Genomic DNA, 21669 nt, shown 5'->3' with positions numbered 1-21669 from the left:
ACGGGTAAGACCCTAGGACGGCCGCGCGGCACTCGCGCGCCGGCGGCTCGCGCGGGCCACGCGGGCGGCGGGGGTGGCAGGACGCCGGTGCGCGCCCGGCGGCCCACGGCACGGGGCGGGTGGGCGCGTGGTCGGGGCCCCGGGCCGGCGCTGGCTTGCGGGGCCCCGGGCCGTCAGGCGGCGTCCCGCTCGATGGGGCAGCTCATGCAGCGCGGCCCGCCCCGGCCCCGGCCGAGTTCGCTGCCGGGGATCTCGATCACCTCGATGCCCTCGCGGCGCAGGTGGGTGTTGGTCGTGACGTTCCGCTCGTACGCCACGACGACGCCGGGCTCCACGGCCAGCACGTTGCAGCCGTCGTCCCACTGCTCCCGCTCCGCCGCGTGCACGTCCTGGGTGGCCGTCAGCACGCGGATCGACGGCAGGCCGAGCGCCTCCGCTATCGCCCGGTGCATGTGCTCCGGCGGGTGGTCGCCGACCTTCAGTGCCTGCCCGCCCTCCCCCGGTTCGATCGTGTACGAGCGGAGCATGCCCAGCCCCGCGTACTGGGTGAAGGTGTCGGGCGCGACCATCGTCATCACCGTGTCCAGGTGCATGAACGCCCGCCTCTTCGGCATGTCCAGCGCCACGATCGTGTGCGCGGACCCGGCGGCGAAGAGCCCCCGGGCGAGCATCTCCACCGCCTGCGGCGTGGTGCGCTCGCTCATGCCGATGAGCACCGCGCCGTTCCCCATCACCAGCACGTCGCCGCCCTCGATGGTGGACGGGTAGTCGTCCTGCCCCTCGGACCAGTGGTGGAACGTTCCCGCGTCGGGGCCCGTGAAGAGCGGGTGGTGCTTGTAGATGGCCTCGAAGTGCACCGTCTCGCGCTGCCGCGCCGGCCAGCGCATCGGGTTGATAGACACGCCGTCGTAGATCCACGTGGACGTGTCGCGGGTGAAGAGGTGGTTCGGCAGGGGCGGCAGGAGGAAGTCGTCCAGGTCCATGACGTGGAAGCGGACGGAGGTCGGCTCGGCGTGGGCGGCGAGGTACTCCCGCTTCGTCACGCCGCCCACCAGCGCCTCGACCAGGCGCGGCGTCTCCATCGCGTCGAAGGCGGAGCGCAGGCGGTCGGTGGCGAGGGGGCCGTACTCCTTCTCGTCGAAGACCCGGTCCAGGACGAGCTCCCGCGCGGCGGGCAGTTCGAGCGACTCGCGCAGCAGGTCGCCGAAGAGGTGCACCTCGACGCCCCGGTCGGCCAGCACGTCGGCGAACCCGTCGTGCTCCTGGCGGGCGCGGCGCACCCACAGGACGTCGTCGAAGAGGAGGGCGTCCTTGTTGCTGGGGGTCAGGCGCTTGAGCTCCAGGTCCGGGCGGTGGAGGATGACGCGGCGCAGCCGCCCGGTCTCGGAGTCGACGTGGAATCCCATCCCCCCATCCTTGCCGAGCGGACCGCCCGACACACCGACAGGGTGGTGACGCCGCGGTGGGCCCGCCCGGCGGCACGAGCGTGCGTGCCGGGCGTCGCGGTGCGGGGCGACCTTCCGGACGGGACCTAGGCGCGGAGCAGCACGACGACGAGTGCGGCGAGCAGCAGCACGATCACGCCCGCGCCGACGGCCGCGACGACGTACGGCCGCCTGTCATCCGGTCGCCTGTCGTCCGGCCGCCTGTCATCCGGCCGGCCGTCGTCCGGTCGCCTGTCGTCCGGGCGCCTTCCGTCCGGACGACTGCCGTCCGGGCGCCTTCCGTCCGGGTGCCTGCCGTCCGATCGACTGCCGTCCGGGCGCCTACCGTCAGGTCGACTGCCGTCAGGGCGGGGTGGGCCCGGCGGGTCGGCGCCCGTCGCCGGTGGAGCGGCGCCGAGCGGCCCGGGCCCCGCCCCGCAGGGGCGTCCGGTCCCGCCGGCCGGCCGGTCCCCGCCCTCGCCCGAGTCGGCCCGGCGCTGCTCCGGCCCCGGGTGGGTCGGGGCGCCCGGCCGCTCCTCGCCCGTCGTACGGGGAGTCTCCCCCGGGCGGGCCGCACCACCCGGCCAGGGCCTGTCCGCCGAGCGCGACACGCCACCGGGCGGCGGCGCGTCGGTCCGGCGGCCCGCGTCCGCCGTGCGCGATCCCGCCGCCGGGCGCGGGAGGCCGTCGGGTCGGGCCGGGGCCGGTGGGCGGGGTCCGTCCGTCAGGTCCCGCTCGCCCGTCGCACGTGGCGCGCCGCCTGTCCGGGTCGGGGCGGGCGGGGCGGGCGCCTCGGCCGGGCGGGGCGGGGCCGGTGGGGCGCCGGTCTCCTCCGGCTGGGGGTCGGCCTCGCCCGTCGGGCCTCCCCCGGCCGGGCCGTGCCCGGCGCGGCCGTCCGACGGACCGCCCGTACCGCCGGAACCGCCCGTGCGGCCTCTGTCGCCCGGACCGTCCGCGCCGGCCTGACCGTGCGGGGACGGGTCCCGCGCCTCGTGCGCCGCTCGGTCAGGGTCCGCAGGGGCGGCCCTCCACTCGCCGTCCGGGCCGCTCGTACCGCCGCCGTGCCCGTCGCGCCTCCCGTACCCGGGGGTGTCCGGCAGGTCGGCGTCGCAGGGGTCGTGGGTGTACGCCGGCGGGTCGTCGCGCGGGCGCGGCGGTCGCGTGGACGGTACGGGCGGGGGGAACGGGCGCGGCGGGGGCGGAGGCGGCGGAGGGGCGGCCGGCAGAGCCCGGGGAGCCGGTGGGGGCGCGTCCGGTGGCCGGGGCCGGTCGGCGCCCGCACCGCCACCGCCGCCGGCACCACCACCGCCCGCACCGCCGCCGCCACCGCCCTGGTGCGGGGCTCGGCGCGTGCGGGCGACGCGGAGGAGCGCCTGCCACGTCGGCTCCGGCAGGCCGGGGCTCGGGTCGTCGGTGATCTGGCGCACGGCGGCGCGGGCCGCCCGGTGCGGGCAGGCGCTCAGGCGTGGCAGCAGCTCGGTCACGCGGTCGGCGAGCGCCGGGTCCCGCAGCAGGGGCCGGACCGCCCAGCGGTAGAGCGAGGCGGCGTTCGCCGCCCGCACCTCGTCGGCCGGCTGCCCGGCCCCGGCCGCCCGGTCCGTGACGAACAGCTCCTGCTCCAGCAGCACCGCGCAGAGGGCGGCGCGCTGCTCGTCGGCCCAGGCGGGCCAGCGCGCGGCGGCCTCCGCCATCAGCAGCGTCAGCGCGCCGTAGCCGGTGCCTCGCGTGGCGACGGCGCGTACCAGCTCGTCGTCGGCGGCGCCGGACACCGCGTCCCGGACGGCGCTCCCCGCGAACGGGTCCCGCAGGACCGCGAGCAGCTCCCCGTGGCCGGCGCCGCGCCGCGCTCCGCCCCGCCGGCGGAACGTCCGGGGCCGGTCGCCGGAGGGCTCGGGCCACTCCGGGGCCACCACCGCCACGGGCGGGGCCGGGCGCCGGCCCCGGGGCGGGGCCGGGGGCGAGGCGGGCGGCGGGGCGGCGGGCCGCCGAGCGGGCCGGTCCAGTGGGGGCCGGTCCAGCGCGGGCAGGTCCAGTGGGGGCCGGTCCAGCGGGGGCAGGCCCGACAGGGCGGCGTCGGCGAGGGCCAGCAGCGTCGTGGGGCCGCCCTGGACGGCCCGGTGGCGGTCGGCCGCGCGCCGCAGGGCCTCGCCCACCTCGTACCCGTCCCGCAGCTGGTGGCGGACGAGGAGGTCGGCGACCGACTCGGCGTGGTCGCGGGAGCGGGCGGCCGGGTCGGCGCGCCGCCGGGCCCCGTTGGCGGGGGCCTCGCCGGGCCAGCGGCTGACGAAGACGAACCGCAGCTGGTCGGTCTCGGCGGTGTCGTGCGTGGCGAACGTCCACCGCCGGGAGACCTGTCCGCCGAAGAGGCCGTGCAGCCCCCACAGCACCCGGCACGCCGTCGTCCCCGACGGGTCGAGGAAGGTGAACCCGGCGCCGGGGTCGCGCAGGAACGCGGCGACCGCACCGGTCAGTTCGCCTCGGACGTCGTCGAGGCCGGCGGTGAGGAGCCGCTGCCCCTCGTCGGCCGCCGGCAGCAGCGCGCCCTCCGCGACGGGCGGGAGGGCGCCGCGCACCTCCGCCAGGGGCAGCTCGCCGCCCGCCCAGGACCAGGGGTGCAGGCCGAGGCAGGTGGCCGGGTCGAGCACGGTGGCCGGGCCCACCAGGGCGTGGCAGACAGTGCTCGCGCGGCCGCCGGCGTCGCGCCACGGCGCCCGGTGCACGAGCAGCGCCTGGTCGCCGCTCTCCAGGCGGAGCAGGGCGGGGGCGGTCGCCTCGCCGGTGGCCCGCAGCACCGGTCCGGTCCTGCGGAAGACGGCGTCGGCCTGTTCGGGGCTGCACGAGCAGGCGACCGGGCCGAAGCCGGTGGTGCCGGAGAGGTTGTCGGTGTCCCAGCGGAAGACGATCTGGTCGACCAGCCGTTCGTGGGGAGCCGTCGGACGGACCATCAGATGCCTGCCTCTCCCGGGTCGGCTCCCGGTAGGAGTCCGCACATGGCGAAGATCGACAGCAGGGGGGCGAGCACCCTGCGGGGTCGGACGCCGTGCGGGAAGCGGTCGTCCCGTGCCTGCCCGCCGGTCGCCGCGACGAAGTGCAGGGTGCAGCGGGCGCAGTCGTCGAAGGGCCGCAGCCACGCGGGGGACGCGTGCTTCGCGACGAAGGCGTGGACGTCGCGGCTCTCGGCGCGCACCTCGTCCGGCCGGTAGGCGGGGGGCAGGGTGCGGCCCAGCCACCGGTCGACGGTGGGCTCGACCCGCACGAGGTCGCTCTTGTTGAGGGCGACGACGGCCGGGGCGGCGACGTACGGGCCGTGGTCGCGCGGGACGCGGTTGAGGACGGTGGTGAACGCCTCGTCGCCGAGGTCGCGCCGCCGCAGCCCGTTGAGCGCCCGGACCGGGTCGAGGGACGGCAGCCGCAGGGCCCGCAGCGGGTCGACGACGAAGACGAACGCGTCGACGCCCGTCAGGAACCGGGTGACCTCCCCGTCCTGCGCCAGGTCCTCGCCCGCGAGGTCGAAGAAGACGACGGGGCGGGTGGGGCCGCGCCCGGTGACGAGCAGCCCGTCGGCGAACCGGGCGAAGGCCTGCTGCCCGGTGCGGCCGAGTTCCCGGCCCTGCTGGAGGCTCTGCACGCGTTCGCGGAGGAACGTGCGGTGCGTGTCCGGGTTCAGCGGCAGGCACTTGAGCCCGTACGGTTCGAGGCCGCCCTGTTCGACCTCGCCGAGCATCGCCGCGAGCAGGTGCGTCTTGCCGACGCCGGAGCTGCCGACGAGCGCGATGGTGAGGGGCCGGCCGTTGGTGAGGTAGGGGGCGGGCAGTTCGTGGAGGGTGTCCTCGTCGGCGTGGGGGCACGGCTGGTAGGCGGTCCGCAGCAGGTCCCGCAGGCGCGCGGGCGCGATCTCGCCGCTCAGGTCGAGGGGGACGCGTTCACCCGTGGGGCCGATCGCCACCAGGCGGGACGGGTCGAAGGCGACGGGCAGCAGGCAGTGCGGGCAGAGGCGTTCCGGTGAGGTGGCCTGCGCCGCCGGCGCGGGCGGCGGGGCGGGGGGCGCCGCGGGCGGGGCGGGCTGCCGGGCGGGCGCGAGGCGGCCGAACCACCGGGGGCGGGCGGCCGGCTCGGGTGGCGGCGGTGGCCGGTCCAGGCCGAGGCGGGCGCGCTTGCGGGCGATCTGGGCGTCGTACTCGGCGCGGCCCCGGCCCAGCGGGTCGGGGCCGCCGGCGGTGGCGGCCAAGGGGTCGGGGACGTTCAGCAGGCGCATCAGCTCGGCCGGCGCGGGCCGCCCGGCGGCCTGCGGGGCGAAGGCCCCGCCGTGGTCGAGGGCGGCGAGGCCGCGGAAGCCGGCCAGGTCGGCGGGGGGTCCCTCGCCGCGGTCCGGGCGCCCGGCGGCCAGGAAGTAGCCGAGCTGGGCGACGGACCACAGGTCGTCGCGCGGGTCGGCCGTGCCGGTGCCGCGCCGCTGCTCGGGCGAGGCCCACGGCGCGGCGCCGAACGCCTCGCGCGGCTCGCCGGCGCGCAGCGCGGCGTGCGGCTCGGCGAGCCGCACGTGCCGGCCGTCCCAGCGCACGGAGTCGGGGGCGAGGGCGCGGTGCACGAGCCCGGCCTCCTCCAGGAGCCGTACCGCGAGGACCAATTGGGCGAGGATCTGCTGCTGGTCCGCGGCGCCGAGGGCGCCGCCGTGCGCGGTGAGCGGATCGCCGCCGGCGATCCGGTACAGGACGAAGGGCTCCGGCGCGTCGAGGGAGTAGCCGACGACGCGTGTGAAGACCTCCCCGAACCGCTCGCGACCGTAGCGGCGTTCGAGGGCGACGGCCGCCGCCGCCTCCCGTTCGAGGGCGGCGTGGGCGTGCGGGTCGCCGGGGGCGACGCGGTACTGCCGCACCGTCCAGTCGAGTCCGAGGGTGGCGGTGCGGGCGAGCCGCCCGGGGCGGCCGGGGACCTCCTCGTCGGGGCCGAAGCGGGCGGCGAAGCGGACCAGGTTGCCCGTGTGGGTGAGGAACGACAGCTCCTCGTCGGTGTGCGCGGGGTGGGTCACGACGCGTCGGCCTCCTCGTCGGGGGTCTCCTCGCGGACGGTGCGGACGGCGTCGGCGCGCAGCGGCACGAGTCCGAGCACCCCGGCGTGGCGGCCCGTGGGCGTCCACACGACGTCCTCGGCGAACCCGTCGTCGCCGGCGTGCCCGGCGCGCGGTCCGGCGGGGCGGTGCTCGTCGTCGTCGCCGGCGCCGCGCCGGAACGCTTCGGGGACGAAGCGGACCCGGCGCACCTCCAGCGGGTCGGCGGAGAGCAGCCGCCGGTGCTGGGGCCCGCACAGCGGGACGGTGGCCTCGGCGTCGCCGGCGGCGAGCAGTTCGGCGACCCGGTCCGGGGCGACCCCGGTCAGCCGGGCGGCGTCCGGGCGCTCGCCGGAGCGGGGCGCGTACGGGGGCGGCGAGGTCGCCGCGTCGCGCACGAGGCGGTCGTGCACCTCGTCGAGGACCTCGCGCATGGGCCCGTCGAGCGGGGTGCGCCCGGCCCGCGCGGGGTCGCGTTCGATCCGGGTCCAGCAGGGGGTGAGGATGCGGCGGGTGCCGGCCGCGAGGTCGTCGACGAGGGTGCCGACCAGGTCGGGGCCGCCGTCGCCGCGCTCGCGCTCCAGCCAGGGCGGGTCCTCGGCGGGGCCGGCCGGCTGCCAGGGCGACCACCGCGCGTCCTCGTCGGCGTCGCCGCCGGCGTGGCGGGGGACGGCCTCGTACGCCGGGCCCTGGACGGGCGGGACCGTCTCGTACGCCGGGCCCTGCGCGGGGGCGACCGTCTCGTACGCCGGGCCCTGCGGGGGCGCCGCGGCGGGGAAGGCGTCGACGGCCCGGTACGCCGCGGCCCCGGTGTCGGACGTCGCCGGGTCGGCCGCCGGCGGCCCGTGGTGGGCGGGGCCGGTCGGTGCGGCAGGTTCGGCGCCGTACCAGCCGTCGTCGGCGGAGCTGTCGCCCCAGGTGTCCCAGTCCCAGGCGTCGGTGGTGCCGTCCGGCCCGGCCGGCACCGCGGACCGGCCCGCGGTGCCCGTCCCGGGCTCCGGCACCGGCCGGGGCTCCGCGAGCGCTCCGGTGAGGGGCGCGGCCGGGGCCGGGGCGTCGCCGCGCCCGTGGGCGTCGGCGGTCGCGGCGAGGCCGCGCAGCAGGAGGCCGGCCGCCCGCGCGCCGTCGGAGCAGTGGTGGCGGGCGTCGGCGAGCAGCCAGTCGTGCACGGCGGTCTCGGCCAGCAGCCGGTCCACGCCGGTGAGGACGCGGGCGGCGTAGGCGGCGTCGGTGGCGCGCCACCACGCGTCGACGGAGGCCGTCCAGTCGCGCAGCGCGAGGACGACCACGCCGATGACGGCCAGCGCGGCGGCCGGCGCCCCCGCCCAGAGGGGCAGGGCGAGCGCCGCCCCCGCGACGGCCCCGGCGGCACCGCCCGTGAGGCCGCCGAGCAGCCGGGCCGCCACCTGGGTGGTGGCGGGCCCGCCGCGGCGGCCGTCGGGTGAGCGGTCGGGCCGGTGGCGCCGCATCAGCAGTCCGAGGGCCGCCGCGGCGAGCCCGACGACGGGGCCGAGGACCCAGCCCGGACCCGCCCACAGCCCGGCGAGGAACGCCGGTACGAGAGCGAGCAGCGCGGCCGCAGCCGGTGCCCCGCCCGCCCGGAACGGTGGCGGGGCGGCCAGGTGGCGCAGGTACGCCGGGTCGCACACCTCGTCGAGGCGGGCCAGGCGCGCGGCGCTGCCCGCGGGCGCGGAGCGGTCGGCGAGCGCGGCGAGCCGGGCGGCGGCCGACCGCAGCGGCAGGCGCCGGTCCAGCAGCCGTTCGGTGAGCTCGCGCAGCGCGGGAACGACGCGGGCGCGGGAGGCGGCCGGCAGGTCCGGCAGGACGATGCCCCGCTCCAGGAGCCGGGCGCGCCGGTCGGCGGTGAGCCGTACGCCGTCGGCGTCCGTGAAGGCCCCGGCGACGGTGTCGCGGTACGCCTCCAGGGCCCGGCCCAGCGCGGCGAGCCGGGCGGGCAGGTCGGCGCGGCGCGCGCGGGCGGTGAACAGCCCGGCGGGGCCGCGCGCGAGGCGGTACCCGTCGTGGGCGTCCTCCGACGCGTCGTCGCAGGCGCGGCGGCGGGCGGCGGCGGGCCGCGAGGGGTCCAGCCACCGGTGGCCGGCCACCGCCTCGGGGAGCGAGTCGTCCAGCAGCAGGGCGAGGTCCGGTGGGACGGTGTCGCCGGGTACGGCGCCGCCGGGGGCGTCCTGGCCGGTGAGCGCGGTGAGGGCCTCCTGCCAGGCGCGGGTGCGGGCCTCGTCGGTCAGGTCGTGCTCGACGACGCGCACGGACGGCACCGCGACGTTGTGGACGACGTCGCCGAGCTGGGTCAGGACCGCGTCGAACACGTCCCGCTGGGCGAGGAGTTCGACCAGCGGACGCAGCCCGTCGGGGTCGTCGCCGGTGTGCGGGTCGAGGAGCCACAGCACCCCGGCGGCGGGGGGCCGCAGGGTGAGCGGGCGGCTCAGGACGCGCTCCCGGGAGGAGCCGACGGCCAGGCACACGATCCGCGCGGGGCCGTGGGCGTGGAGCCGCTCGTACAGGAGTTGGTGGGCGACGAGCCGGGCGGCGTCGTCGACGACCACGAAGCGGGGCCCGCCGTCGTCGTACCGGGCCGCGTCGAGCGCGTCCGCCACGGCGTCCGCGCCGGGTGTGCGGCGCAGGTCGACGCAGACGGCGTCGGCCGGCGGGTGGTGGGCGGGGGCCGTGGTGGCGGTGTCGCGGAGGCTCACTCGTCGTCACCGTCCAGGTCCCACGGGTAGGCCGGGGAGCGGGTGGGGTCGCCGGGCCGCGCGGGGCGCGGCTCGGGGGGCGCGGATTCGGCGGGCGTGCGGCGCGGTCCCGTGGAGGGGGAGCGCCCCTCCGGGGAGGCGCGGCGCGGTTCGGGGACGGCTTCGTGCCGGGGCTCGGCCTCCCGCCGGCGGCCCTCGCCGGCCGGGGACCGGTAGCCGTCAGCCGTGTCCCGATACCCGTCGTCGCCCGTGTCGCGGTACCCGCCGGCTGTCCGCCGGTACCCGTCGGCCGGGGGGCGGCGCGTGTCGTCGGTGGCGGCGCGGGGGCCGGCGGGGCGCGGGTCGTACGGTTCGCCCTCCGCGTCCCGCCGGCGGTACCGCTCGTGGAGCGCGCGCAGCGTCGGGCGGGTGGGGCGGGCGGCGCCGTCGAAGCGCAGGTCGAGCGCGCCGGGCAGGGTCTCGGCCCAGAAGTGCCGCAGCGGGGCGAGCCACTCCTCGTCCTCGTCGCCGTACCGGCCGGTGAGCTCCTCGATGCGGGCCAGCTCGCGGGGCGCGACCTCCTCGACGAACGTCAGGAACAGCGGCGAGGGCGGCACGGGTGTGGTGGCCAGCCCCTCCGGTTGGGTGCTCATCAGCCGCTCGCAGAACTCCTCGATGATGGAGCCCTCGTCGAGCAGCGCGGCCCGCTCGTAGGCGCGCAGCAGCCCCGCCCAGCCGGAGAGCCGGCCGTCGTACGACTCCAGGCGCAGCGACAGGGTCGCCGATTCGCCCTCCTGGAGGCGGACGCGGACGAGGGCGGGCGAGGTGTCGCCGCCCTCGTGGACGGCGACCCTGCCGTTCCACATCGCGCACAGGAGGTGGTGGAGGATGCGCTTCCGGTCGTGTTCGGTGCTCACCAGCCAGTCGTCGTTGTGGCCGAGCCGCTGCCGCCAGTGGAGGAAGTCCTCGGCGCCCGCCGCGTCCCGCGCCTCGGACCAGAGCTTGAGCACCTCGCGGACCTCGGAGATGTCGGTGAGGCTCATGCCGCTGCGGAACAGCACGACGGTGATCGACTCGGTGTCGACGGCGCGGAACTCCTGCTCCGCGTGGGGCGGCAGGTACAGCTCCTGGGCGAGGTACTCGGCGGCCCGGCCGTCGGCCTCGCTCTCCGGGTGGGCGATGAGCACCTTGAGCGGGCCGCTGCCGTCGGGGGTGAAGCCGACGGGCAGCAGCTTGGCGAGCTGGACGCGGAACTGCTCCAGCCAGCGGCCGTCCACGGTGGCCGCGGCGTTCTCGTCGCCCGCCGCCGCGCGCAGCAGCAGCGCCATCGATGGCAGCAGGGGCCGCTCGTACAGGGTGTCGTCGGCCTCGCCGAAGAGCCGCTTGACGCGCCGTTCGACGACCTGCTTGACCTCCTTGACGGCGGCGCCGTGGGAGCGCCGCACGGCCTCCAGGGCGCGCAGCCAGTCCTCGGGTTGCACGATCCGGGCCAGGAGCCCGGCCGCGTCGGTGTTGTCGGGGAGCCGTTCGCTGCGCACGAGCCGGTCGACGGCGTCGTCGTAGAAGGCGCGCAGGCCGTTCTGCGGGGGCAGCAGGTAGGAGACGCCCTTGCGGTCGTCGCGGTACAGCTCGCGGCGGCGGTCGGCGAAGAGCTTGCTCTCGCCCTCCTCGTGGGCGCGCAGGGCGCGGGCCAGCTCGTCGACGGCCTTGCGGGCCCGGGCCAGGGGCGGGCGCCACTGCGTCTCGCCGTCGCCCCAGGCCCGGTGCCACAGGGCGTTGGCGCGCCAGTGGTACCAGTCGTCCTGGTCGGCCACGGCCTCCCGGACGTCGGGGTCGCTCCAGCGGACCGGTACGAGTCCGCCCGCGCCGCCCTTGACGCGCGGCACCGGGGGCGGGGCGTGCTGGACGTGCGCGGGGCGCCGGGGTTCGCCGCTGCGGTTGTCGAGCATGCCGGCGAACCCGGCCTCGGCGACCCGGTCGGGGTGGCCGGGCAGTCCGGCGATGACCCGTTCCAGCTGGAAGGGGTTGACCAGGCCGAGGAGTTCGCGGACCCCGGTGCCGGGTCGGAAGTCCTCGACGAGCCGGGGGACGTCGCGGGACAGGTCGCGTTCGAGGCGGGCGAGGAGGTCCTCCAGGTCGCCGCGCCGGTCGTGCAGGGCCTGGGTGACGGCCCTGGTGCCGCGGGGCGGCTGCTCCGGCTCCGGCGGGTCCGGGGCGCGCCGGGTCCACAGGGCGCCGATGCCGGAGCGTTCGAACATCTCCCGGACGCGGTCGCCGCCGTCCTTGGCGGGGTGGCGGGCCCGTTCGGCCATGCCGCGCACGGCCTGCGCGAGGAGGCGGGCGGCGACGATCTCGGCGAGGTCGTCGACGGGGACGGTGAGGGAGGCGGCGAGGCTGGTGGACATGCCGCGGTAGCCGATGCCGGAGCGGGCGGTCTTGGACCGTTCGACGCTCTCGTTGATGAAGCTCGCGGCGAACGACTGGTGGTCGTCGTCGGAGCGGCCGCCGCCCTTGTCGTCGGGCAGTTCGGTGCCGATGAGCGAGGTCACCATCGCGGTGACGGAGCGGCGCAGGTCCTCGGTGCGGATCACCGACGGCTTGCTGAAGAGGAACGCGGTCTGGACGGTGGAGGGGCGCAGCGCGACGACGGTGTCGCCGGGGTAGCGGACGCTGACGCGGGCGCGCTGCTCGACGTCGCCCACGTCCGACTGGGCGTCGGGGACGTTCTGGTCGTCGACGAGCCGCGAGAGGTCCACCAGGGAGCGGGCGGCGTTCAGCTCGGCCTCGCGGCCGCCGCCCGCCTCCGGCGGGAAGGCGGACGGCATGACGACGAGCGGGTAGATCTTGACGCCGGGCACCTTGGAGCGGCGGAACTCGTGCCCGATGAGGTGGATGAAGTCGTAGAAGATGCCGGCGCCGGTGCCGCCGGCCACGGAGAACGCGACGAAGACGTCGCAGCCCCGGATGCGGCCGCCGCCGAGCCGCTGGAGGTCGCCGGCGGAGTTGCCGATGGCGCCGATGGCCGCGCGCAGCGGCCGCAGGACGGGTTCCAGGCCGCTGCGCAGGGTCGCGAAGAGGGCGGCCCTGCCGACGGTGGGCAGCTGCCCGGCGCCGTTGTGGAGGGGGGCGACGCGCGGCTGGCGGGCCTGCGGCGGCAGCCAGTCGCGGGTCTCCTCGTGCAGGGCGACACGGAGCATCCGCGTCACGTCGGGCGAGCTGTCGAACTCGCCCGGAAGCAGGTCGCGGACCATGCGGGAGGTCCGCGCGTACGCGGCGCCCTCCGTGCCCTTGGCGCGGAACTGCGGCTGGCGCAGCAGCTCCGCCTCGCTGAAGTCCGCGTACACGAACTGGAGGCAGTCGGGCAGCTGGAACGGGGCGCGTCGGCCGCCGTCGACCAGGTTCGTGCCGTCCGGGCCGCACAGTTCGCGGCGCAGGCCGCGTTCGAGTTCGCTGCCGATCCGTCCGCCGGTGCCGCCCAGGCCGACGAAGAGCATGGGCTGGTAGATCTTCATTCCGTCTCCCCTCGGGGCGCGGACGCCCCGTCGTGCGCTCGTACGTCAGAAGTGCGGGTCCCAGGTGCCGTCGGCGCGGGACCCGCGGGTGCCGCGGTCGCCGTCCTCGGGTGCGGCGCCCGGGCCGCGACCGGGACGGGACCAGGTGCGGCCGTCGCCGTCGCCGCCGCCCGGCTCGTCGTCGGCGCCGCGCCGGCGGGTCGCCCCGGCACGGCCCGCGGGGTCGCGTCCGGGGCGCAGCCGGCTGAGGAACCCTCCGACGGCGGTGGCCCGGTGGGCGTCGCCGCCTCGGCGGTCCGCGGCGGTGCGGGTCGTGCCGCCCGCGGACCTGCGGTCGTGGACGGCGACTTCCAGCCCCTCGTCGCCCCCGAGCGGGGCGGCCTCGCCGGGGCGCAGGGGCTGCTCCCGCCCTCCGTGGGGCCGCAGCCGCAGCTCGCCGCCGCCGGTGCGGTGCAGCTGGTGGGCGCGGGACGCCCCGGGCCTGGCCCGCTGGAGTGTCGGGGCGGCGCCGCGCGCCTGCTCGACGGTGAAGCGGAACACGCCGCCCTGGGCCTGGCCGCCGCGCACGGAGAGCCGGTCCAGGCAGCGGCCCCCGCCGAGCAGTTCCAGCTCGACGCCCGCCAGGTCGCGCCGCCGGCGGCGGGCGAGGAGGCGTACGGCGACGAACGCGCCGAGGAGCAGCGCGGCGGCCACCGCGCCGACGACCACCCGCCACCAGCGCTCCCACCAGGTGGGCGGCGCGTCGACGTGGACGTCGAGGAACGCCGTGTCGAGGACGCGTCCGGCGTCTCCGGTGCCGCCGGCGTCGCCGGTGCCGCCGGTGTCGCCGGTGCCGCCGGTGTCGCCGGTGTCGCCGGTGTCGCCGGTGTCGACCACGGTGATCTTCCCGCCGAGGTCGCCCGGGGCGGTGTCCGGGCCGACGGTCAGCGCGAACGGCACGTCGCGCCGGCTGTTGGGGGCGGCGGTGACGGTGGCCGGGTCGAGGCGCAGCTGCGTGCCGCGCGCCTGGTCGGCGAGGGCGAGCCGCAGGGTGTGCGGGGTCCGGCCGTTGTTGGTGACCGACAGGGTGCCGCGGACGGTGCCGCCGGGGTGCACCGTCGCCCGCTCCACGGTGAGCCCGGCGACGACGTCGGGGGTGCCGTGCGAGACGCGGGCGTGCAGGGGCCGCCGGTCGGAGGTGACTCCGGGCGCCGCCATGAGCGTGGTGAGCCGCAGCGCGCCCGTCGCCGTGGCGGGGACGGTGACGGTGCCGGTGAACCTGACGTCGGAGGCGGTGGCGTCCGGCCCCTCGCCGTCGTCGGCGAGGGCGACGCGGACGGGCGCGAAGCCGTCCCCGGCGAGCTGCGCGGTGACCTTGATGCCGGCGAGCAGCGCCGGGTCGGTGATGACGACGCCGCTGCGGGTCTGCATGCGCACCTGGACGACGGTCTCCTCGCCGGACCGGGGGGACGCCGGGTCGAGGAGGACCTCGGAGCCCAGCCTGCCCTGCCAGATGGCCCGTACGGCGACCTCCCGCTCCCGGTGCTCCGCGGGCGCCTCGACGTGGGCGCGCCAGCGGCCGGGCAGCGGATCGGAGATCCGCAGGGCCTCCACGGGCCCGTCCTGGCCGCTGAGTTCGAAGACGGACCCGTCCAGCTCGGTCCCCGGGGAGACCCGGCGGCCCCGCGGGTCGTAGTAGGTGACGGTCACGGCCGGGTCGTGCTTGGTGACGGTGATGGTGCCGTCGGTGGCGACCGGCGGGATCATCACGTGCAGGTCGGCGGGGGGCCGCTTCGACTCCCCCGGTGCGACGCCGGCGCAGCGGGCCGCGGCGAACGTCTCCTGGAACGCCTCGTCGATGCCGGCCGAGTCGGCGACGACCCGCATCCGGGGCGTGGCGGCGGAGGTGTCGGCGCAGCCGGGCTGGTAGCCGCCGCGCGCCATGGCGGTGAGCGCGGCCCGGTCGATGCCGCTGCCGAAGCCGAGCGGCCAGATCTGCACCTTCTCGCGGCGGGCGCGGGCCAGTTCGTCGGTGAGCCGCTTCGCTCCGTTGGCCTGCCGGGACGTGCGGTCCTTGCCGTACTCGGGGCTGTCGGCGACGTCCAGACGGCCGTCGGTGAGGAGGAACACCACGCGGGGGGTGGTGGCGGCGCCGCCCTTCTCGGCCAGGCGGTCGACGGCCTGGCGGATCGCCGCCGGGAAGTCGGTGCCGGGTCCGGTGCGGGCGGGGTCGCGGCGCGACAGCTGCTGGACGCAGTCGCTCAGGCGCTGGCGCCCCGCCGTGTCGGCGACGGTGGGCGGGCACACCTCGCGCACGGGCGACTGGCCCGGCTCCTCGGAGCTGCCGAAGCCGATGACCGTGGCGCGCGACCGCTGCGATATCTCCCCCTGTACGAGGAGCGCCGCGGCCTCCACCTCGCGGGACAGGTCCGCGTCGGACAGGCTCTCGGACTGGTCGACGACGACGGCGAAGTCCAGGGGGTCGGCTCCCTCGGCGGGCGCCGCGGGGGTGTTCGCCACCCGGGCGCCCGCGGCGGGGGCTCCCGCGGTGGAGGCCAGGGCGGGGGTCGGGGCGGGGGTCAGGGCCGAAAGGCCGAGGGACAGGAGCAGGGCGGCGGCTCGGGTGGCCCGCCCGGTTCTGGTCGTTCGCATCGTCTCTCTCACCACAGTTCACTCAGCAGGGCCAGCGCCGCACCGAGCGCGAGGCAGAGCGTGCCCGTGCGCAGCCAGCGGTACTTGGCGGCCAGGACCTGTCCGTGCACGCTCGCCTGGTCCAGGAGCCAGGAGGTCGTGTCGGCGCCCGCCTCGGCGAGCCGGTCGAAGAGCACGCCGGCGGGGGCGCCGGCGGCCAGGTCGCGCAGGAGCGTGCGGTCCGCCCCGACGCGGGTGCGGGGCAGGACCACCGCGACGAGCATGAGCATCCCGGCGCCCCACAGCACGGCGCCGAGGGCGAGCACGACCACGCCGGCGCCGGCGGTGGCCGGCACGGCGGGGTCGCGGGTGAAGACCACGGCCAGGAAGGCGAGCGCGCCGGAGAGCAGGATCGCCGCCTTGGTGTCGGCGCGGCCGATGTCCTCGCGGACCGTGGTCAGCATGCGTTCCGCCATGAGCCGGATCTCGTCCGGGGGCGCGGGGGTGCCGCTCACGCGTCGTCCCAGTCGTCGAAGTCGGCGCTGGGCCGGCCGGACCCCCCGTAGGGGGCGTCGCGGCGGTCGCGGTCGGCGTGGCGGGGACCGTACCGGTCGTCGTCGCGGCGGTCCTCGCCGAACCGGCCGCTGTCGTACCGATCGCTGTCGTACCGGCCGTCGTCGTACCGGCCGTCGTCGTACCGGCCGTCGTCGTAGCGGCCGCCGTCGTAGCGGCCGCGGTCGTCGGCCCGGTCGCGTTCGCGTTCGCGGGCGGACTGCACGCGGGTCGGCTCGTGCACGTGGTGCCGGTCGTGCGCGGGGTCCGGGTCCCGGTCGCCCTCCCCGTGGCGGTCGGCGTCCCGGTAGCGGTCCGTGTCCCCGTAGCGGTCGGCCTCCCTGCCCCGGTCCCCGTCGTCGCGCCGGTCCCCGTCGTCGCGCCGGTCCCGGGCGTCGCGCGGGTCCCGGGCGTCGCGCGGGTCCCGGGCGTCGTCGCGGTGCCCGGCGGCGGGGCCGCGGTCCGCGTGGTCCTCCTCCCACGGCGGGCGCGCCGCTCCGCCGCCTGAGGCGCCCCGGGTGAGGGCCCTGGGCGCCTGCTGTGGCTGCGGCAGGTCGAGGACCCGGTCGGCGACCCCGCCCAGGACGCCCCCGCTGCTGCTGCGCAGGTGCTCCAGGACCTGGTACGTCATCTGGTCGAGGTCGTGGCGCTCGATGACGCCCGTGTCGATGAGCCGGTGGAGCACGGCGAGGAAGTCCGCCTTGCCCTCGCGCTCCTCCGCGCGCAGCTGCCGGCGGATCTCCAGCTGCTGGTCGGGGTTGGCCGCCATGTGGTGGGCGATCTGGGCGAGGTCGCCTCGTCGGAGCATGGTCTCGATCTCCCGGGACCGGTCGGCCAGGAGCTGCCGCTCGTACGCCGCCTTGCGCCGGTCGCGCTCGGCCGCCTCCCGGTCGACGTCCATGCCGATCCGGGACCAGTGGGCCTCGGCGAGCTGGCCCTTGACGGTGCTGTCGAGGTCGAAGAAGACGTGGACGCGGGTGCGCAGCCCCAGGTCGCGACCCAACTGGAGCCGTCCCGCGGCCAGTTCCTCCCGTATCGCCTCGTCGGCGCGCTGGGCCTCGGTGAGGTCGAAGCGGCGGGAGACGGCCCGCAGTCCGTCCAGCAGGTCGTCGCGGAGCAGGTCGGCGACGTCCCACACCTGCCGCGTGACGACCAGGTGCGGGTCGTCGACCTCCCACTGCACGCTCGCCTTGGCTCGGAAGGACACCCCGTCGCCCGCGGCGGGCAGTTCCAGGTCGAACTCGGTCACGTTGCGGCCGAGCACCACCTCGAAGACCGTGTAGGGGCCGCCGAAGAGGGGGACGCCGTGGTCCTCCTTGCGGTCCGGCCACATCACGCGGTGGCCGCCGTTGCGGTACAGCAGGACGGCCGCGATCGTGCCGGTCTCACGCCGGTAGGGCGGCGGGCACTCGCGGCGCAGCGGACCGCGCCGGCGGGCCCCGGGCTGGTCGTCGTCCGCCTGACGGGACGGTCCGGGGTTCATCGCCGGCCTCCTTCCGCCACGGCGTCCCACATGCGGCCCGCCGCGGCCTTGTCCAAGGGCTTGTCCCGGTCGCGTACGAGTCCCGTGAGGAGGCCGCGCAACCGGTCGCGGTCCCGGGAGGTGGCGGCGAGCGCCGGCAGGAAGCCGCAGACGGCGCGCAGGGCCTCGGGGTCCCGGGCGGCGCGGCGCAGCAGCGACGCGAGCCCGTCGAGGGCGGGTCCCCCCGAGCGGGGCGTGCCCAGGGCCTCCCGGACCAGGGCGGCCAGCGGGGCCGAGAGGTCGGGGCGGGTGGCGAGCAGCGCGAGGAGCAGCGGCCGCGAGCCGTACGGTTCGAGCGCGGGCACCTCGGTGAGGCCCCACAGGTGCGTGGTGCGCATGGTGAGGGCGCCGATCGCGGAGAGCAGCACGAGGTCGGCGAGGGAGCGGCGGCCGTCGTCCAGCCAGCGGCCGAGGCGTTCGACGACGGTGTCGGGGCCGCCCGACGCGAGGAGCCGCATGACGCTGAACGAGGCGGTGCCGAGGACGTCGGGGTCCGCGCCGTCGCCGGCCCGGACCGCCGCGCCCAGGGCGTCGAGGGAGGAGCGGACGGAGCCGGCGGGCAGGACGTAGCCGTGGGCGAGGACGGCGGTGTCGACGAGGGCGGCGTCTCCGCTGCGCGCCCACTCCCTGAGGACGGCGGCGACGGCCGGCTGGACGCGCGCGTCGCGGGCCGCCTCGGCGAGCGCGGTGGCGGCGGCCATGCGCGGGACGCGGCCGTCCAGGGCGGCGAGCGGGCGGACCAGCTCGCCGAAGCCGTACACCCAGTCCCAGGAGCACAGCACGCCGGCGGCGATCGAGGCGCGGACCCACACTTCGGGGCGGGGGTCGTCGCACAGGCCGCGCAGCCAGCGGGAGACGGGGCCGCGCACGTTGTGGTGGCCGTGCCACACCTCGCGCAGGACGGCGGTGGCGAGGGCGTCGCCCTGGAAGCGGATGACGCGGGCGGGGACGCGCGCCGCGCCGAGGTCGAGTTCGCCGTCCTCGACGACGGAGCGGGCGACGGCGGGCCGGTTGTCGGCGTGGGTGCCGAAGAGGCGCCGGCCCACGGGCCGCTCGGGGTCGAGGGTGACGGCGAGTTCCCAGGTGAGCTGCTCGGCGGCCTCGGCGGTGAGGCTGTAGGCGGAGCCGTTGAAGACGGCGACGGCGATGCGGAACGCGGCGGCGTTCAGCGCGGGGAGCGCCTCGGGGAGGCTGCCCGGCCGGTCGGCGCGGGCGAACCACACCCGGGCCTGGGCGCGGACGAAGGCGCCGCAGTCGTCGACGAGCTGCTCGTGGGTGAGTTCGCCCTTCTGGTGGCGGGCGAGGTGGTCGGCGAGGCGGGCCGCCTCGCGGGGGCGCAGCTCGTCCAGGCCGAGGGCGCGGACGACGTCCTCGTGGGCGGCGAGGGCGCGCGCGGCGGCGAGCGCCCCGTCGGGTTCGCCGTGCAGCAGGACGCGCAGGTGGCGGTGGAGGACCTCGGCGGGCGGCGGGGGCGGGCAGGCGACGCCGTAGCGGCCCTGGAGGAGCCGGTCGGCGAGGTCGCCGCTCTCGACGAGGACGATGCCGTACGAGGTCCTGGCGCGCAGTTGGCCGCTGAAGCGGTCCAGGTGGAGTTCGGTGAGGCGGCGCCGGGCGGGGCGGCGGCCGTGCGGGCCGTCGGGCGCGTCCGGTTCGGGGGCGGCGCTGTCCTCGGGCGGGAGCTCCAGCAGGTAGCCGTGGGCGGCGAGCAGCGCGTCGTCGCCGAGGGTGTGGACGGCGGTGGCCGGGTCGAGGCGGGTGACCTGGTCCTCGGTGAGTTCGGAGAGCAGCGCGAGCGCGGTGGCGGTGCGTCCGCTGCCGGGCTCGCCCGCCAGGACGATCAGTCCGTTGGCGCGCAGGGCCTGCTTCATCCGCTGGTAGCCGGCGGTCTCGCAGTAGACGGCGGCGAGGTGGGCGAGGGTCTCGCGGGGGACGGCGCCCTGCACGGCGGGCGGCCCCGAGTCGAGCCAGAACTGGTTGATGAAGGTGTTGTCCTCGAAGACCTGGCCGTCGCCGCGGATGTCGTAGCGGCGTTCGGCGCGGCCGTGTTCGAAGGTGGTGCGGGCGGCGTGCGCGGTGCCGGCGCCCCCGGTGCCGCCGGACGCGCCGAGCGGGTTGCGGCCCGCGTGGTCGAACGGGTTCGGCGGCGGTTCGGGGGCGGGGGCGGCGTCCGCGCCGTCGCGGCCGGGCTGGTTCCGGTCGGCGCCCTCCCTGCCCGCGCCGTCCCTGCCCGCGCCGTCGCGGTCCCTGACCTGGTCGCGGGCGTGGTCGCCCGCCGGCGGCCGGTCGTCCCGCTGGTCGTGCTGCGGGGCGTCGTCGTGGTCGCTCATGCGCCGTCTCCCGTGCCGCGGTCCTTGCGGATGCCGGTGAAGCCGCCGTGGATGGTGTTGTGCTCGAACACCTGGAGGTCGCCGCCGGCCCGGTAGGTGCGTCCGGGTCCCGTCGCGGCCCGGGGCGGTGGGCCGTCCCCCCTGAGCGGCCCACCGCCGGTCTGTGGGGCGCCGCCCGCGCCCTCGGATGCGCCGCCGGTGGCGTCGGAGGCCGCCGGGGGCGGCAGGGGCGGTGCGGCGCGCCGGGGTATGTGGAACCAGGCGGTCTCGTCGGTCTCCTTGGAGCGGACGCGGGCCGGCCGGTAGTGGCCCGGCTCGACGTACCGCCCGCCCTCGCAGACCACGTTGACGTACAGCCAGTCCGAGACGACCACGAGCAGGTCGGCGTCCCCGGCGCGGGCCATGACGTCCTTCGCGGCCGGGCTGTCGGCCAGGCGGCAGGTCAGGTCGACGGCACGGCCGACGAGGCCCCGGCCGTCGTCGAGCACCGGCCCGGCGTTCATGCCGACGCGGACGCGCAGCCGCCGCTCGAGGTCGGCGTTGTGCTCGCGCAGGCTCTCGTACAGCGTGTCGATCCACCGGCCGACCATCAGCGTCGGCGGCACGTCGGGCGGCACCGCGCAGAGGATGCCGTCGCCGCGGTCCTCCTGGTGGACGGCGCCGGCCGCGACGCCGACGGCGGCGTACGCCTCGCCGAACGCCCGGTACAGGGCGCCCCGCATGCGCTCCTTCGCGGCCATGCCCAGCGAGGCGGACGCGCAGGCGTCGCCGAAGACGACCAGTCTGTGGATGGCTCCCGCACTGCTCACTCGGACTCCTCGGTGCCGTGATGTGCCGTGGTGCTGGAAACGTCGTGCTCGTGGAGGGCGGCGTACCGGTCGGTGCGCCGGCCGCCCGGACGGCCGCCGCCGTACCGGACCCCGCCCGGCCCCGAGCCCCGAGCCCCGGGACCGGTCCCGGGCGCGCGGCGGTGCCGGGGTGGAGGCGTGGCGGCGGTGGTGCGTCGTGCCGTTCGTCGTGTGGTGCTGTTCGTGGTGACAGGGCCAGCCTCGTCGCCCGCCGGCGCGGGCGATGTGGCCGTTTACACACCCGGCGGGGATTTCTCCGCGGATCTCGGGGCGGGGCGCGGGCCGCGCCCCTGCGCGAGGTGCAGCAGGACGGTCATGTCGGTGACGACGACCTGGCGTTGCCCGGTCCGCACGACGTTCCCCTCGCGGAGCTGGCGCAGGGCCTTGGCGACCGCCTCGCGGGTGGCGCCGATGGCGGCGGCCAGGTCGTGCTGGGGCAGGGGTATCTCCAGGACGGTGCCGCCCGGGCCGGGGCGTCCGGCCCGTTCGGCGAGTTCGGCGAGCCGGGCCGCCAGGCGCTGCAGGACGGTCTCGGAGGCGAGGGAGCGGCGCTCGACGTCGGCGCTGCGCAGCCGGGCGCTGAGCTGCCGCATGATCAGTGAGGTGGCGTGCGGGCGGGCGGCGAGGAAGCGGCGGAACCGGTCGCCGGAGACGGACACGGCCTCGACCCTGCCGAGTGCCGTGACCGTGGCGCTGCGCGGCCCCCGGTCGACGGCGGCGAGGTCGCCGACGACCTCCCCCGCGCCGCGCAGGGCGAGGATGAGGCGCGTGCCGCGCTCGGTACCGACGGAGACGACGGCCCAGCCGGAGAGCAGGGCGAGGACGTAGGCGGAGGTGTCCCGTTCCCGGATCATGATCGTGCCGGGTTCGTAGACGCGGGGAGCGCCCTCGGCGAGGAGGGCGCGGCGGTCCTGGAGGGGGAGGGCTTCGAGGAAGGAGCGGTCCTGGCCGAAAAGACTCATGCGCGCCCCTCCCCCGCTCTTCGCGCACCCACCGGGGCGGGTGGCTGCGTGTCGGCTGGATCGCATCGGTGACCGCGCGCTCGCGAATCGGCACGACGCCCCAAGTGGCTTTTCCGGCAACGCTACTGACGTTGCGTCACTCCTTTGGGGTGAAGAACGCTATGGGCTCGCCACA

General features: G+C 77.7%; 11 protein-coding genes. All 11 read right to left on the bottom strand.

The genetic code is table 11. From position 1 onward, the window contains the following. Positions 1 to 173: 173 nt before the first annotated feature. A complete protein-coding gene (locus LPA54_RS02920; RefSeq protein WP_228973469.1) occupies positions 174 to 1406 on the bottom strand; it encodes an arginine deiminase in 1233 nt (410 codons plus the stop codon). 125 nt (positions 1407 to 1531) lie between these two features. Then, positions 1532 to 4369, bottom strand: a complete 2838-nt coding sequence (locus LPA54_RS02915) for a hypothetical protein (RefSeq protein WP_228973468.1) — start codon at positions 4367 to 4369, stop codon at positions 1532 to 1534. Continuing rightward, on the bottom strand, positions 4369 to 6453 hold the full coding sequence (locus LPA54_RS02910; RefSeq protein WP_228973534.1) for a hypothetical protein: 2085 nt from the start codon (positions 6451 to 6453) through the stop codon (positions 4369 to 4371). Before LPA54_RS02910 ends, LPA54_RS02915 begins: the two co-directional genes overlap by 1 nt. Continuing rightward, complete coding sequence (locus LPA54_RS02905; protein ID WP_228973467.1) at positions 6450 to 9182, bottom strand: hypothetical protein; 2733 nt, start codon at positions 9180 to 9182, stop codon at positions 6450 to 6452. Before LPA54_RS02905 ends, LPA54_RS02910 begins: the two co-directional genes overlap by 4 nt. Further along, positions 9179 to 12673 (bottom strand): tubulin-like doman-containing protein, encoded by a 3495-nt coding sequence (locus tag LPA54_RS02900; RefSeq protein ID WP_228973466.1) that lies wholly within the window; start codon positions 12671 to 12673, stop codon positions 9179 to 9181. The genes LPA54_RS02905 and LPA54_RS02900 overlap by 4 nt, the downstream gene beginning before the upstream one ends. A gap of 45 nt (positions 12674 to 12718) precedes the next feature. Further along, entirely contained in the window at positions 12719 to 15304 is a 2586-nt protein-coding gene (locus tag LPA54_RS02895) for a vWA domain-containing protein (protein WP_228973465.1), read from the bottom strand. An 8-nt stretch (positions 15305 to 15312) separates the two neighbouring features. Continuing rightward, positions 15313 to 15798 (bottom strand): Pycsar system effector family protein, encoded by a 486-nt coding sequence (locus LPA54_RS02890; protein WP_228973464.1) that lies wholly within the window; start codon positions 15796 to 15798, stop codon positions 15313 to 15315. Next, entirely contained in the window at positions 15795 to 17318 is a 1524-nt protein-coding gene (locus LPA54_RS02885) for a hypothetical protein (RefSeq protein WP_228973463.1), read from the bottom strand. The genes LPA54_RS02890 and LPA54_RS02885 overlap by 4 nt, the downstream gene beginning before the upstream one ends. After that, the gene (locus LPA54_RS02880; RefSeq protein ID WP_228973462.1) at positions 17315 to 19684 is read right to left on the bottom strand and encodes a hypothetical protein; all 2370 of its coding nucleotides are present in this window, start codon (positions 19682 to 19684) and stop codon (positions 17315 to 17317) included. The genes LPA54_RS02885 and LPA54_RS02880 overlap by 4 nt, the downstream gene beginning before the upstream one ends. Further along, entirely contained in the window at positions 19681 to 20493 is an 813-nt protein-coding gene (locus LPA54_RS02875) for a hypothetical protein (RefSeq protein WP_228973461.1), read from the bottom strand. The genes LPA54_RS02880 and LPA54_RS02875 overlap by 4 nt, the downstream gene beginning before the upstream one ends. A 272-nt stretch (positions 20494 to 20765) precedes the next feature. Then, positions 20766 to 21494, bottom strand: coding sequence for a Crp/Fnr family transcriptional regulator (locus LPA54_RS02870; RefSeq protein ID WP_228973460.1), 729 nt, complete (start codon positions 21492 to 21494; stop codon positions 20766 to 20768). Positions 21495 to 21669: the final 175 nt, after the last annotated feature.

This window comes from Streptomyces sp. DH12 (genome assembly GCF_020873895.1).
In the GTDB taxonomy this organism is placed as follows: domain Bacteria; phylum Actinomycetota; class Actinomycetes; order Streptomycetales; family Streptomycetaceae; genus Streptomyces.
The sequence above is the reverse complement of the archived record's forward strand: the minus strand, read 5'-3'. Positions and strand labels throughout refer to the sequence as shown.